At 63.3% G+C, this 13,360-nt stretch carries 16 protein-coding genes; 4 read left to right on the top strand and 12 right to left on the bottom strand.

Translation table 11 applies throughout. From position 1 onward, the window contains the following. Nucleotides 1-3 precede the first annotated feature (3 nt). The 12 genes from OJHNALOF_RS05345 to OJHNALOF_RS05290 all read right to left on the bottom strand — a co-directional run bounded on the left by OJHNALOF_RS05345 (nucleotide 4) and on the right by OJHNALOF_RS05290 (nucleotide 10,060). Nucleotides 4-795 carry an aspartate dehydrogenase gene (locus tag OJHNALOF_RS05345; protein ID WP_165661391.1) on the bottom strand — a complete coding sequence of 264 codons (792 nt, stop codon included), beginning with the start codon at nucleotides 793-795 and terminating at the stop codon, nucleotides 4-6. An 8-nt stretch (nucleotides 796-803) separates the two neighbouring features. Next, nucleotides 804-1,598 carry an SDR family oxidoreductase gene (locus OJHNALOF_RS05340; RefSeq protein ID WP_165661390.1) on the bottom strand — a complete coding sequence of 265 codons (795 nt, stop codon included), beginning with the start codon at nucleotides 1,596-1,598 and terminating at the stop codon, nucleotides 804-806. Beyond that, on the bottom strand, nucleotides 1,595-2,443 hold the full coding sequence (locus OJHNALOF_RS05335; protein WP_165661389.1) for an alpha/beta fold hydrolase: 849 nt from the start codon (nucleotides 2,441-2,443) through the stop codon (nucleotides 1,595-1,597). Before OJHNALOF_RS05335 ends, OJHNALOF_RS05340 begins: the two co-directional genes overlap by 4 nt. Before the next feature lie 2 nt (nucleotides 2,444-2,445). Then, a complete protein-coding gene (locus OJHNALOF_RS05330) occupies nucleotides 2,446-2,967 on the bottom strand; it encodes a cupin domain-containing protein (RefSeq protein WP_094200125.1) in 522 nt (173 codons plus the stop codon). A 92-nt stretch (nucleotides 2,968-3,059) separates the two neighbouring features. Beyond that, nucleotides 3,060-4,316: an MFS transporter gene (locus OJHNALOF_RS05325; RefSeq protein WP_165661388.1), complete on the bottom strand. Its 1,257-nt coding sequence runs from the start codon at nucleotides 4,314-4,316 to the stop codon at nucleotides 3,060-3,062. Between the two features lie 22 nt (nucleotides 4,317-4,338). Further along, on the bottom strand, nucleotides 4,339-5,559 hold the full coding sequence (locus OJHNALOF_RS05320) for an NAD(P)/FAD-dependent oxidoreductase (RefSeq protein ID WP_206063568.1): 1,221 nt from the start codon (nucleotides 5,557-5,559) through the stop codon (nucleotides 4,339-4,341). Between the two features lie 3 nt (nucleotides 5,560-5,562). Next, nucleotides 5,563-6,495, bottom strand: coding sequence for a VOC family protein (locus OJHNALOF_RS05315; protein ID WP_165661387.1), 933 nt, complete (start codon nucleotides 6,493-6,495; stop codon nucleotides 5,563-5,565). Nucleotides 6,496-6,524: 29 nt separating this feature from the next. Beyond that, nucleotides 6,525-7,283, bottom strand: a complete 759-nt coding sequence (locus OJHNALOF_RS05310) for an SDR family oxidoreductase (protein WP_165661386.1) — start codon at nucleotides 7,281-7,283, stop codon at nucleotides 6,525-6,527. After that, entirely contained in the window at nucleotides 7,276-8,310 is a 1,035-nt protein-coding gene (locus OJHNALOF_RS05305) for an aromatic ring-hydroxylating dioxygenase subunit alpha (protein ID WP_165661385.1), read from the bottom strand. The genes OJHNALOF_RS05310 and OJHNALOF_RS05305 overlap by 8 nt, the downstream gene beginning before the upstream one ends. 32 nt (nucleotides 8,311-8,342) lie before the next feature. Beyond that, entirely contained in the window at nucleotides 8,343-8,642 is a 300-nt protein-coding gene (locus OJHNALOF_RS05300; protein WP_165661384.1) for a recombinase-like helix-turn-helix domain-containing protein, read from the bottom strand. A 14-nt stretch (nucleotides 8,643-8,656) separates the two neighbouring features. Beyond that, nucleotides 8,657-8,965: a non-heme iron oxygenase ferredoxin subunit gene (locus tag OJHNALOF_RS05295; RefSeq protein WP_094200132.1), complete on the bottom strand. Its 309-nt coding sequence runs from the start codon at nucleotides 8,963-8,965 to the stop codon at nucleotides 8,657-8,659. Nucleotides 8,966-9,271: 306 nt separating this feature from the next. Then, on the bottom strand, nucleotides 9,272-10,060 hold the full coding sequence (locus OJHNALOF_RS05290; RefSeq protein ID WP_094200133.1) for an IclR family transcriptional regulator: 789 nt from the start codon (nucleotides 10,058-10,060) through the stop codon (nucleotides 9,272-9,274). Nucleotides 10,061-10,291: 231 nt separating this feature from the next. Here OJHNALOF_RS05290 and OJHNALOF_RS05285 point away from each other — a divergent pair, with 231 nt between their 5' ends. The 4 genes from OJHNALOF_RS05285 to OJHNALOF_RS05270 all read left to right on the top strand — a co-directional run bounded on the left by OJHNALOF_RS05285 (nucleotide 10,292) and on the right by OJHNALOF_RS05270 (nucleotide 13,350). Continuing rightward, the gene (locus tag OJHNALOF_RS05285) at nucleotides 10,292-10,639 is read left to right on the top strand and encodes a lysozyme inhibitor LprI family protein (RefSeq protein WP_165661383.1); all 348 of its coding nucleotides are present in this window, start codon (nucleotides 10,292-10,294) and stop codon (nucleotides 10,637-10,639) included. Between the two features lie 90 nt (nucleotides 10,640-10,729). Next, nucleotides 10,730-11,437, top strand: a complete 708-nt coding sequence (locus OJHNALOF_RS05280) for an AzlC family ABC transporter permease (protein WP_094200135.1) — start codon at nucleotides 10,730-10,732, stop codon at nucleotides 11,435-11,437. Further along, nucleotides 11,434-11,745 carry an AzlD family protein gene (locus tag OJHNALOF_RS05275; protein WP_094200136.1) on the top strand — a complete coding sequence of 104 codons (312 nt, stop codon included), beginning with the start codon at nucleotides 11,434-11,436 and terminating at the stop codon, nucleotides 11,743-11,745. Before OJHNALOF_RS05280 ends, OJHNALOF_RS05275 begins: the two co-directional genes overlap by 4 nt. Before the next feature lie 135 nt (nucleotides 11,746-11,880). Continuing rightward, the gene (locus OJHNALOF_RS05270) at nucleotides 11,881-13,350 is read left to right on the top strand and encodes a PLP-dependent aminotransferase family protein (RefSeq protein ID WP_165661382.1); all 1,470 of its coding nucleotides are present in this window, start codon (nucleotides 11,881-11,883) and stop codon (nucleotides 13,348-13,350) included. Nucleotides 13,351-13,360 lie beyond the last annotated feature (10 nt).

The raw sequence follows: 13,360 nt of genomic DNA, 5'->3' as shown, positions 1-13,360 counted from the left end.
TCCTTAAATAACCAGGGGATCCGTGCACTGACGGCAGGCACGCACCACACTCAGCGCCGCCAGGGTGGAGGTTTTGGGATTGGCGGCCAGCGGCAGCCCGCTCAGGGCGATGTCCAGCTCGCCGAAACGGCCGCTGGCCCGGATCCGGTGCTGGTTGCGCCGGCTGTCCGGATCCACCACCAGTTCGACCCGGGTGTGGTCCATGCCGAGCCCGGCCAGGGCGATGGTCGCCGCCACGTTGGCATTGGCCGGGAACAGCCGCGCCGCCTCCCGCGCCGTGCCGCTGAAGAACACCGTCGGCTCGGTGACACCGTCCAGATCCACCAGGCTTTCCGCCGGGCTGCCACGCCAGCTCTGGGGGCTCTTGCGACCCTGATAGGTCACCGTCTCCAGTCCCCCTTCCCGGGCCGCGGCCAGGCCGTCGATGCCAGCGATGGCCCCGGCCAGGGCCAGGATGCGGCCTTCGCCCTGGGCGGCGGCCAGGCGCAGATCCCGGGCCAGGGCCTCGTCGGCCAGGGCACCGACCGAGATCAGTCCCAGGGTCCAGCCCCGGGCCAACACGGCGCTGCCGTGTTCACGCACCGCCGCCTGGCCGGCGCATTCCACCACCAGATCCGGGGTGGCGTCACAGTCTTCCACCCGGCTCAGCACGGTCACGGCCGGCCCCAGCTCGGCTTGCACCTCGGCCACCCGGGACGCCGGCACCAGCAGCCATTTCAGGCTCAGCTCCGCCGGCAGCAGCGCCAGCACTTCCCGCGCCATGGCGCCGAACCCGATCATCATCAGCTGTTTCATCGCCCCTCCTACAGGTGCTTGTTGAAGCCGCCGGACACATCCAGGGCGGCGCCGGTGGTATAGGACGCCAACGGCGAGGCCAGGAACACCAGGGCCCGGGCCGGCTCTTCCGGCTTGCCCAGCCTGCCCATGGGAATGCCCCGGCGTTCGGCAATGGCGCCGGTCCAGTTGTCCCAGTCCTGATCCCGGTCGCTTCGCTCGGCGAAACGGCGGCGCCACTGATCCGACTCCACCATGCCGAGCAGGATGGAGTTGACCCGAATGCCCCTGGCGGAAAATTCATGGGCCAGGGAGTGGGTCAGGTTGAGCAGCGCCGCCCGGGCCGCCGAGGTGGCGATCATGTGCGGCTCCGGCTGCAGCGCCAGCAGCGAGTTGACATTGGTGATAGACGGACAATCCGAGCGCTCGAGCTGGGGCAGAAAGGCGCGGATCGGGTGAAGCACGCTGAAGGTCTTGAGCCGGGTCTCGGCTACCCAGTCGTCATCCTCGGTCTGCTCGAAATTCGATACCCGGCCCTGACCGGCGTTGTTGATCAGCAGATCGGCACCGCCGAAGCGGGCTTCCACCGCGGCCGCTAAGGCGGCCACCTCGGTCCTGTCCAGCACATCGCAGGCCTGGGTCAGGCATTCGGCCCCGGGAAAGGCGGCACGCATCTCCGCCAGGGAGGCGGCCAGCCGCTCGGCGTTGCGGCCACACCAGGCCACCCGGGCCCCCTCCGCCAGCAGCAGCCGAACCGTCTCCAGCCCGATGCCGGACGAGCCGCCGGTGACCACGGCCACCTTGCCTTGCAGTTTGAAACTCATGCTTGTACTCCTCGATTCGGTAAGGCCCCGGCCAGGCGGCGCAAGGCCCGGTTGAACGCGTCGGGCTGATCGATATAGCTGGCGTGACCCGCCCCGGCCAGGGATTCGATGCCGACCCCGGGATGCCCGGCGGCCAGCTCCAGTACCCCGGCGGGCGGGGTGATCACGTCTTCCTCGCCGTAGATAACGCCGATGGGCGCGGAATAGTCCGCCAGGTAATTCCGGATATCGTCATGGGCCAACAGGTAGGAGGCGGCCTCGAAACCGTCCAGGGTCAGCCCCATCATGCCGTGGGCGACCAGATCCAATTGTTCCTGGCCGGCATGCTGGGACAACAACACGGGTCCGCGGGCCGCCGCCAGCCCCTGATGGCCCAGTTTGCGCAGCATTTCCGGGCGCTTGCGGTATACCTGTGTGCGGGTGTCGGCATCGGCCCGGCCGTAACCCTGAGCCGGGTTGGCCAGCACCAGGCCGCGCACCCCGTCCGGATGGCGGCTGGCGTAGGCGGCGCCTATCATGGCTCCCAGGGAGTGACCCAATACCAGCGGCCGCTCCAGCTCCAACGCCACCACGAGTTCGTGCAGTACGGCGGCGTAGTCCAGGGCCGACGGCGTCGCGGTTGCCAGCGGCGCGCTCTGGCCATAGCCCGGGGCGTCCCAGGCGACCAGGGTAAATTCCCGGGCCAGGCGCTCCAGCTGGCAGACCCAGGAGCCGGAGCCCGAGCTGATGCCGTGCAACAACACCAGGGCCGGGCCCCGGCCGGCGCTGCGATAGGCCAGCCGGCGGCCGCCGAGGTCGAGGTGGCGCAGCGGAAAATCGGGCAGGCTATTGACCAGGGCGCTCATGGTCAGGCCCGCTTGATCTTGGCCAGGGGATGATCTTCCGGATAGGTCGGAATGGTCGGCTTGTTGGCCCCCAGCATCACGCACATCAGGGCGTCTTCCTCGCCGTGGTTGAACAGGCCGCGGTAGATACCGGGCGGAATGGAGATCAGATCCCGCTCGCTCAGCCGGGTCTCGAACTTCTCCCCTTCGTGCTCCACAAACAGGGTGATGGCACCGCGCAGCATGAAGAACACCTCCTCCACGTCGTGATGCACGTGCAATGGACCTTCGCACTGAGCCGGCAACACCATGGTGGAGAAGGTGAAGTGCTCGGAGGGGACGGTATTGCTGTCATTCTTCACCCCGGTCGCGCCGGTCCCCATGTAACGCATCTGGGCGCGGCGGTACTTGGGATCGAAATCGGCCTGAAATTTCAGGGCCTCAAAGTCATAACGACGGGTGCTGAAGCGGGCAATGCGGCTGTCCAGCCATTCTCCCAGGCTCTTTTCGGCGGGCTTGTTCCAGGTATCGAATTTCGGGTTCATCTTGTGTTACCTCTCTCAGTGGTGTTTGCGCCGTTTGCGGGCAAGGGGAAGCCCTTCCGCAAAGGCGGAATCAAGTAAACAGTGGGATTAACTCAGTATTTTCTGACCAGTGGCACCAGCATCAGGGAGCCGATCACCGCCACCCAGACCAGGAACAACAGCCCCAGGTTGAAGTCGCCGGTCTGCGTCACGATATAGCCCATCAGCACCGGAGCGGCGGCGCCGGCGAAGTTGCCGAAGCCATTGAAAATGCCGCCGGCGGTGGCGCTCACCTCGGCCGGGGTAATGCGGGCCAGCAAGGCGAACACCGACGACACGCCGAAGCCCCAGCTCATGGCGCTCACCGACATGACGAGAATGGCCGGCACCGCCGCTTCCAACTGCAGCACCAGGTAGAGGGACAGGCCGGCAACCAGCAGCCCGCCGAACACCTGGGCCGCACGCCTGCCGGTTTTGTCCGACAGGAAGGCACCGGCAATTTCCCCCGTCAGCATGGCGATAAAGGGCAGCGACGACAGGGCCCCAAAGGATTCGAGATCCACGCCCTTTTCCTCGATCAGATAGCTCGGCAGCCAGCCGTTCAGGCCCCAGAGATAAGTGAGCAGGGCGACATTGAACAGGCACAGGGCCCAGAACGCCGGTGTGGTGAACAACAGCCGGCTGTTGCGCAGATGCTGCCGCCAGCCCACCCGCTTCCTGCCGCCGGACTGCCGGGTCTCGGCGTTAAGATGAATCCCCTTGAGGCCGAAATACACCACCGCCAGGGTCACCAGGGTCAGGGCCGCCATCACGAAGAAGGTCATCTGCCAGCCGTACAGGTTGAGAATAAGGGCGGTGATGGGAAAACCGAGTGCGGCGCCGATGGGGGTGCCGAGCAGGAACATGGTGCTGGCCCGGGCCTGCTGACCGGCGCTATAGCATTGTTTGACAATGCTGTAGGCCAGGGCAAACAACGGGCCTTCGGCGATGCCGAGCAGCACTCGCAACGCCAGCAGCTGTTCGTAACTGGTGGCCAGGCCCATCAGCGCCATGAGAATGCCCCAGGAGCCCACGCTCACCAGCAGACAGGTACGCGGGTTGATGAGATCACCGACACCACTCAGGAAGATGGAAGAAAAGCCGTAAGCCAGCAGGAAACTGGTCATCAGCCAGCCGAGTTGGGTCTTGTCGGTGCCGATGCCCATCGCCTCTTGAAACACCGGGTCCGAGAACAGCACGGCAATGCTTATCTTGTCGAAAAATGCCAGTACCACGCACACCATCAGCACGAGGGAAATGGACCATTGCTTAAACAGGCGAGACGGTACCGGCATATTGACAGCCCCGGTGGCTTCCTTCAGCGTTTCCATACTTATAATCCTTTATTCCGTTTTACGGTTTCAGCGACATCAGATTAACGGCGGGATCGGCCAGCTGCTCGGCGGGCAGCACGGTGCCGGCCCTGAGCCATCGCTTGCCGAGCTTGACCAGCCTGGCGTCGTTGACCGCGATCATCGACTGCAACCGATCGTCCTGATCCAGATAGATAAAGGCGTGTTGCCGCTCGCCGCTCTGCCGCCGCACCAGCCGGCTGCCGCCGCTGGCGGGAATGCCCAATATCTGGATATTGCAATCGTATTGATCCGACCAGATCCAGGGCTCCTCCCGATAGGGGCTGGCCTCGCCAAGCATGGCTTTCGCCGCCGAGATGGCCTGGTTCTGGGCATTGGCCCAGGACTGGATGCAAAAGCCCAGCCCGGGGTGGATGGCGACATCGCCGGCGGCATAGATGTCCGGATCCGAGGTCTGCCCCTGTTCGTCGACGACCAGCCCCTGGGCCACTTCCAGGCCGGCGTCGCGGCCCAGCTCGGTGGCGATTTCGGCCCCCGCTCCCACCACCACCGCGTCGGCCTCCAGCAGCAGTTGTTCGCCCCGGAACAGGCGCAGGGTGCCGTCATCGCCGGCCACCAGCTCGAGGAGGCCACAATCCAGGTTAACTTCGACGCCCTGCCCCAGATGCAGATCCCGCAGGAAATCGGACACCTCGGGGCGCACGCTGCGGGCACAGAGCCGCTCGCCCAACTCGAACAGGCTGACCGCTACTCCCTTGGCCCGGGCGGTGGCGGCCACTTCCAGGCCGATCCAGCCGCCCCCGAGAACGGCCAGGCGCTTGCCCGGGGCCAGCCGCTCGCCCAGACGGGCCGCATCCTCGGGGGTGCGCAGGGTGAACACCCGGGGCAGGTTCAGCCATTCCTGCACCGGCACCCGGGCCCGGCTGCCGGTGGCCAGCAGCAGCTTGTCGTAGGGCAACTTGGTGCCGTTGTCGAGGGTGACCACATGAGCCCGACGATCGATGGCGGTGGCCCGGGCCGGCTTGTGCCAGTCGATGTTCATGGCGTCAATGGCCTCGTCCGAAAACAATTGCAGCGCCGCCGGGGCCATGTTGCCGGCCAGTACCTGCTTGGACAGGGGCGGCCGCTCATAAAAAACCCGCTCTTCGTCGGACACCACGGCCAGGCTGCCCCCATACCCCTGTTGCCTCAAGGTGTGAGCCGCCCAGGCGCCAGCCTGGCCTGCGCCGATAATGACGATGCGGGAAATCGATGGATTCATGGCTCAGCCTCCCTGTTTGACCTGGCGCCGGGTATCGCCGTCCAGGCCACCCTCGATCGCCCACTCGGTAAAGAGCTCCAGCCGGTGCTCCATGGTGCGGGGCTGCCAGGCGGGAGTGAGGTAGTCGTCGTTGGTGTAATACTCGAAGGCACCGCCCAAGGGGCTGTTCACGTACCAGAAATAGGCGGAAGAAATGGGGTGGCGGCCCGGGCCAATAAAGGTGGACCAGCCCCGGCGATTCATCGCCATGCCGGCGCCGATCACCTCGTGGATGTCGCGCACGGTAAAGGCCACGTGGTTGAGGCCGGCGGGCTTGCCCGGTACATGCAGCAAAAAGAGATCGTGATGGTGACCTTCGGCGGCACAGCGCATGAAAGCCCCCTTGCCCTCGTAGCAGTCGGACAGGTGAAAGCCGAGCCGATCCCGGTAGAAGGCCTCGGCCCCGGCCAGGTCGGGGGTGAAAAACACCACATGGCCCACGCCGATGGGCTCGCCCCGCTCGTAGACCGGGCTGGCCTCATCCACCCGGCGGATGTCGCCGTGCTGGTTGATGGCGGCCACCCGCAGTTCGACCGACTGCACGGCGCTCGGCCGGAAGCGCAGGGTCATGCCGTTGGGATCCCGACAACTCAGGCCCTCGGCGTCGCAGACCAGGCCCTCGACGCCGACCAGGCGCTCGGCCAGTTGCTCCAGGCAGGCGGCGCTTTCGACCCCCCACACCACTTCACGCAGGGTGGAGCCGGGCTCGAAGGCGGCCGGCAGCCGGGCGTCATCCCTATCGAACAGGTAGAGCCGGCTTCGGTTCAGGGTGAGGAACAGATCCGCCCCGGGAATATCGCTCTCGCCACGGCTCAGGCCGAAGTCGGCGAGAAAACGGGCGGCCTTTTGCCTGTCATCCACCCCGAATTTCAGGGCCTCAATTCCGGTAATTTTCATGGTCACACTCTCTCTTGTTGGGCAGCCGGTCAGTTGAAGACGAAGCCGCCGTTGACCGGCAGGTTCTGGCCGGTGACGAAGGACGACAGATCCGACAGCAGGTAGAGCACGGCGCCGTTGACGTCCTCCGGCAACTGGGGCCGGTGGATGGCGCGGCCGTCCACGTATTGGTCGTGGCGAGCCTGGGGCACGTATTCGGTGGCCTCCACCAGAGTCAGCCCCGGGCTGACGGCGTTGACGCAGATGTTGTATTCACCGAGCTCCCGGGCCATGGAGCGGGTCATCGCCAGCAAGGCGCCCTTGCTGGCCACGTAGGCCAGCAGCCGGGGCGCGCCCCAGAGGGCGGTGTCGGAGGCGATATTGACCACCTTGCCCGCCCCGGCGGCCTTGAGGTAGGGCACCGCCGCCCGGGTCATCAGCCAGCTGCCGCGCACGTTGACGGTCATCACCCTGTCCCACACCTCTATATCCAGCTCGGTCATGTCGACGCCGCCGATACCGGTGGCGATGGCTCCGCAGTTGACCAGGCCATCTAGGCCGCCGAGCCGGCCGGCGGCGTCCCGGGCACAGGCCTCAATAGAAGCCGGATCTGCCAGGTCCAAGGCCAGGCCGTGGGCGATATGTCCCTCGGCGGCCAGGCCCTTGGCCTGTGCCATCACCTGTTCGGTGAGAATATCGGCCAGGGCCACCTCGGCGCCGGCGGCGGTGGCGGCGCGGGCGAAGTCCAGCCCCAGCCCCCGGGCACCGCCGGTGATCAGCAGCTTTTTGCCCTGCAACAGCTTACTCATGGCACTCTGCCTCTTGCCTGGCCGCCAGCCGGGCCAGTTGCTGTTCGGCGGTTTTTTTCATCAACCGGCGCAGGCGCGACAACCCGACGTCGTGCTGGTAGAGGAATTCGTGATCGCGGGCGTTGGGTGCCATCTGCTCGAGGATGACGCGATCCTGCTCCAGCACATCCCAATGCAGTTGCTCCAGGTGGTTGCGGTAAAGGAAACGCCACACGTCACGCTGCCAACCGGTGACCTTGCGCGCCCGCCAGAAAAACACTCGCGTGTGATGCTCGTCCACCGGGGTGGCCAGGCCGACGATCCAGAATTCACCGCCCGGGCCAAACTGCTGGCGGTAGGGAATGGACAGACGCAGCCAGGAAGCACCGCTGCTGCCGAACTCGACCCAGTCGAAGTTGACCCCGGTCTGGCCGACCTTTTCAAAGACGAAGCCGTGCTCGGTATTGCGGGCCCGCATGTCGGCGCTCTTGTCCCCTTCCGCCATGGAGTGGGAGGTACAGTGCAGGTAGCTGCCGTGCATGGGATCCATGACGTTGTCGATGGCATAACGATGATTCACCGCCCAGTCCGCCTGGCACAGGAAGCTGCTCCACTCCTCGCTTTCGAGCTGTTCAGGCAGCACCAGATCGTCGGGCTCACCGTCCGGCTCCAGGCCGAACCAGAGGAAGATGGCGCCATGCTTTTCGATCACCGGGTAGGCGCGCAGGCATTTGCTGCCGGTCATGGGGCAGGCACTCACCGCCGGAACATCGGCGACCACGCCGTCCCCCTTCACTTCTACCCCGTGGTACCAGCAGGCCACCCGGTCGCCCAGGTTCCAGCCCAGGGACAGCCGCGCCCCCCGGTGCGGACAGCGATCTTCCAGTGCGTTGACCCTGCCCTCGTTATCGCGCCACAGCACGATATTCTCGCCCAGGCGGGTGATGCCGACCGGGCTGTTGCCCACTTCCCAGCTGGACACCACCGGATACCACAGATCCTTGAGGCCCAAATCCAGATGGCGTTCTACTGCAAGCTGTTGATTCATCGTGTTCTCCTAGATTCCCTGTGATGCGCCCTTCAGTAACCGAGGCGGGCCATTTCGTCCTGAAAATTGGCGAGGGTCCAGGCCTCGCCGGCCTCGTTGCGCAACCCGCGCCGATTGAGGGTAGCGACCAGCTCGACCAGCTCGACGATCCCCTCCGCGAAAGCGCTTTCCAGCTGGCTGACCAGCTCCTGCTCGTAGCGGGTGGGCTCGCGATAGCGGTTCTGCCACACCAGGTTGCGGGTTTTGCCCGGGATCTGGATGTTGTTCAGGCCGGCCTCGGTGGCGGGTTCCTTTTTCAGCCAGGCGGCCAGTTTGGGATTGAAATTATCCATGGTGCAGTTCCTTGTCATGCCATGTTCAGCAGTACGTCGTCGCCCTCGATCCGTACCTCATAGAGGTTCAGGTCGCGACAGCCGGGGCCGCTCTGCAGCTTGCCGGTGGGAATGTCAAAGATGGCCTCGTGCAGCGGACACTCGACGGTACGGCCTTCGATAAAGCCTTCGGTGAGCAGGGCGTAGGCATGAGGGCAAATATCCTCGATGGCGTGCAGCCGCCCCTCGACCCTGAACACCCCTATTTCCTTGTCGCCAACCTTGACGGCCAGCGGGCTCTCATCGGAGATGTCGCCCACCTTGCAAATGGAAACCCAGTTCATGGCTTGGTTGCTCCTGTTTTACATACAAAACAATTATTCACATTTAAAACAAAGGTTAGATTCCTTAACAAAGCATGTCAACACAATGTTTACATTGTGAATAAACGTGTCAGCCAAGCGTCTGAATTGTTAATGAAAAAAGTAAGGCGGGACGGTGAGGGGCGCAGGCGACATGAAGCAGAAGGAAACCCCACACGGAGTCGAAGCACGACAATGCGCCCGCGTCAGGCACACCACAAAAAAAAACGCCATGCGGTCGGCATGGCGTTGCAAGGAAAGTCGGGGCGCGCAAACGGCGCAGTGGACTCAGGAATGGGCGTTGTTCAGGCTCAGGGTGCGGGACAGGCTCTGGGCGGCGGAGATCACCGCATCACGTATACGGCCTTCAAATTCTTCCCGGGGAATACCGCCAAGCGGGCAGCTGACCGAGACCGAGGCAATCATGCCGCCGTCGCTCTGCCGGAAAATGGGGGCGGCACAGGCGGCCATGCCCGGATTGAAGTAACCCCAACTGACCAGGGCCGGCTGCCCACGCACCTCGCGGATACGCGCCAACAGCGCCTCCAGGCTGGCGGGTGTGTCCTCGGTAAAGGCTTCCCACTGGTAATCCTGGTACAGCTCGGTGATGGCCTCATCGGACATATCGGAAAGCAGTAATTGGCCGGTCACGGTGGCGTGAGCCGGCCAGCGGGTACCGACCCCGACCGTGCTGGTAAAAGGCCCCGTGGACTGATAGCGATCCACGAATACGATATCGGTGCCCTGGCGAATCACCAAATGGCAGGCAATGGTGGTTTGATCCCGCAGTCGCTGCATAATGGGCCGTGAAGGCTCCAACAGATCCAGCCCGGAAAGATAGGTAAACCCCAGCTCCAGCACCTTTGAGTTCAGGCTGTAGCGCCGGGAGTTTTCCTCCTTCTGCAAAAAGCCACAATGCTCCAGGGTGTAAGCAACACGAAAGGCGCTGGAGCGGTTGACCCCGATAATTTCGGCCAGTTCGGACACACTCAGCTCCCTTTTTTCGTTGCTGAAGGCCTGAAGTGCCTCCAGTCCCCGCACCAAGCCAGGGACGATGTATCTGTCATCCGTTTCCATATATTCCTCTGCGCCCGATATTTGTTGCTTTATAAAGGCAAAATTTGAGCATGGCCTTATGCTTTCGTCAACGCCAGCAAGCGATCCACGAACCGGCCGAATCCCAAAAACGTCATAAAAAAAGGAAACATAAAAGGCTATGCCATATGCTTTCTGCCAAAGGTCTGCTCCACGCGAGCCTTTTTGTTAGCGGCTTGACTCAGGTAAAGCACCTCCCAAAGGACTTTCATAATGACATTACGCCTTTTACTGGCCGCTTTCTGGCTGCTGCCTGCCCTCACCCTCGCCGCCACTCAGGTGGAAATGAACCAGCAATCTCAGCGGAACTACCAGGCCGCCGACAGGGCGTTGAACCAGGCTTACGGCCAACTGATGAACTCATTGGCATCCGACCGCCGGAAAAAACTCAAAGCCGCCCAGCGCGCCTGGCTGCGTTTTCGCGATGCCCAGGCCGAGCTGGTGTCGTCGGCCTATGAAGGCGGCTCCATGCAACCACTGGTTCACAGCGAGGAACTCAGACGCCTAACAGAAAGTCGAACCCGAGAGCTTGAACAGCAATTTCAGGAGGCAAATCGCTGACCCATCAGCACTGATGTGTGAAACGGCTACCTCACCCTTACTATCCCCTATGGTATGCTGTCGGTTTTCCGCCTTCACCGCAGGAATCCTATGGACACCTACGCCGCTCAGGCACAACTGGATCGGCAGGACACCTGGCTGGGCTTTAAACAGCTGCTGCCGCTCTCCTTCTTTGTAGCCGCCTTTGGTCTGGCCTTTGGTCTGGCCGCGCACCAAACCGGCCTCAGCGACACCAGCATCGTGCTGATGAGCGCCGCCGTGTTCGCCGGCACCTCCCAGTTCGCCGCCCTGGATATCTGGGGCCTGCAGGTTCCGCTGGTGCCCTTGATGATTACCACTTTCGCCATTAATGCCCGTCACCTGCTGATGGGCGCCACCCTCTACCCCTGGTTGCGCCACCTACCACCGGCCAAGCGTTACGGCATTATGTTGTTTGCCTCAGACGCCAACTGGGCCCTGGCCATGCAGCAGTTTCACAAGGGCGAACGGGCGCTGGGTATTTTGCTGGGCGGCGGCATGGCCATCTGGAGCTTCTGGATGGTCGGCACCTGGCTGGGCATTCGCTTCGGCAGCGCCATTGAGGATCCGGTGAGTATCGGCCTGGACATGGTACTGGGCTGCTTTCTGCTGGCCATGGCCTTGGGTGCCCGCAAGGATTTGCGCACCCTGGCCATCTGGATTGTGGCTGGGGTCACCTCCATGGCGGCATACTGGTGGTTGCCGGAAAACAGTCATGTGGTGGTGGGGGCACTGGCCGGTGGCGCCCTGGGTGCCATCTGGATGGAGAAAGGAGAATGATGCTCGACACCGCCGGAAACGGCACCCTGATTATCATTGCCGTGATGGCGGTAGTGACCCTGTTCACCCGCCTGGGCGGCGTGCTGGTAATGTCCTTTATTCCCATCAACCGCCGGGTGCAGAACTTTATCAGCGCCATGTCGGGGTCGGTGCTGATCGCCATTCTCACGCCCCAGGCGGTGAACGGCGACGGTGGTGCCCGGGCCGCCCTGCTGGCTACCGGCCTGGTGATGTTGGTACTGAAAAAGCCGCTGCCGGCCATTGCCGCCGGCGTGCTCACCGCGGCCCTGTGGCGACAAATGCTGTAAGGCATCATCAAAATCCCCCTTGCGATCACATAAAAAACGAAACAATATGTCTCATGTTGTTTCGTTTTTTTGTCTATGCTGTAGCTGGTCGGTAACAGCCAGCACGATTTATCGATAGCAAGGGAGAGCACCAACATGTCCGCATTGTTTCACCTGGACAGAAGCGCCCCGGCCACCCTGCAACGGCAGGTAAGGGAACAGCTGGTCAGTGCCATTCTGGAAGGTTTTATGTCCCCCGACAGCCCGCTGCCTTCCTGCCGTAACCTGGCCAAAAACCTCAATGTGTCCCGCAATACCGTGGTACTGGTGTACGACAGCCTGGTGGCCGATGGGTATCTGGTCTCCCGTGAACGACACGGCTATTTCGTCAACCCCCACTTTCAGGCCGAGGCGGTCGGCGGTACCGGTTCCGGCAACGGCGCCCGCCCGGGGGCCGGCCTGGACTGGGCCAGCCGGTTCAAGGCTCGGCCGGGTCAGCAGCCCAATGCCAGCCTGTCTCACAACTGGCAGCGTTATCGCTATCCCTTTGTCTACAGCCAGCTCGACAACAGCCTGTTTCCGGTTCAGCACTGGCGCCGGTGCTGGCGTGATGCGGTGAGCGTGCAGGCCATTCGAGACTGGGGTTCGGACAGATACGACAGCGACGATCCCATGCTGATCGAACAGCTGCAAAAACGCATTCTGCCGAGCCGGGGCATACGGGCCAGTAATGACGAAATTCTGATCACCGTCGGCTCCCAGCAGGCGATCTACCTGCTGGCCCAGCTGTTGCTGGACCGGCAGGCCTGCTTTGGCATTGAGGATCCGGGCTATCCCAGCGCCGCCCATATTGCCCGCCTCTTTGGCGCCCGCATTCAAAGCCTGGCGGTGGACGAACAGGGGCTGGTGGTGGACGATCAGCTGTCCGGCTGTGATGCCATCTACCTGACCCCCAGCCACCAGTGTCCGACCACGGTCACCCTGCCGCTGGAACGGCGTCAGGCCCTGCTGCGGCTGGCCGAGCAGCATGACTTCCTGCTGATTGAAGACGATTACGAAATGGAGATGAACTTCGACAGCCACCCTACCCCGGCGCTGAAAAGCCTGGACGACAAGGGCCGGGTGCTTTACGTCGGCAGCCTGTCAAAAACCCTGGCACCCGGGCTGCGCATGGGCTTTCTGGTGGCGCCGGCCCCGGTGATTCAGGAGGCCCGCAACCTGCGCCAGCTGATGCTGCGCCACCCCCCCCTGAACAACCAGCGCGCCGTTGCCCTGTTTCTGTCTCTGGGCTACCACGATGCCCTGGTACGCAAGCTGGCGAGGGTGTTTGAAGAGCGGGCCCGTTGCCTGGCCGAGGCCCTGCAACAGCATTTGCCCGACTGCCGGGTTTCGTCCATCGGCGGCTCGTCCTGCTGGCTGACCCTGCCTTCCGGACTGGACGGCGCTGCCCTGAAGCGGCTGGCGGCCGATCACGATCTGCTGATCATCAGCGGCGACAGCTATCACATTGGCGAAGGCCTGCCGACCAATACCCTCAAACTTGGTTTCTCGGCCATTCCGCTGGAGCGGATCGAGCCGGGCATACGGCTGCTGGCGGAGCTTAAACAGCAGCTGAGCGCTGAATAAGTCCTACTCA

Source organism: Oceanimonas sp. MB9, assembly GCF_011319775.1.
In the GTDB taxonomy this organism is placed as follows: domain Bacteria; phylum Pseudomonadota; class Gammaproteobacteria; order Enterobacterales; family Aeromonadaceae; genus Oceanimonas; species Oceanimonas doudoroffii.
Note: the sequence above shows the minus strand (reverse complement) of the source record. Positions and strands in the feature narration are given on the sequence as shown.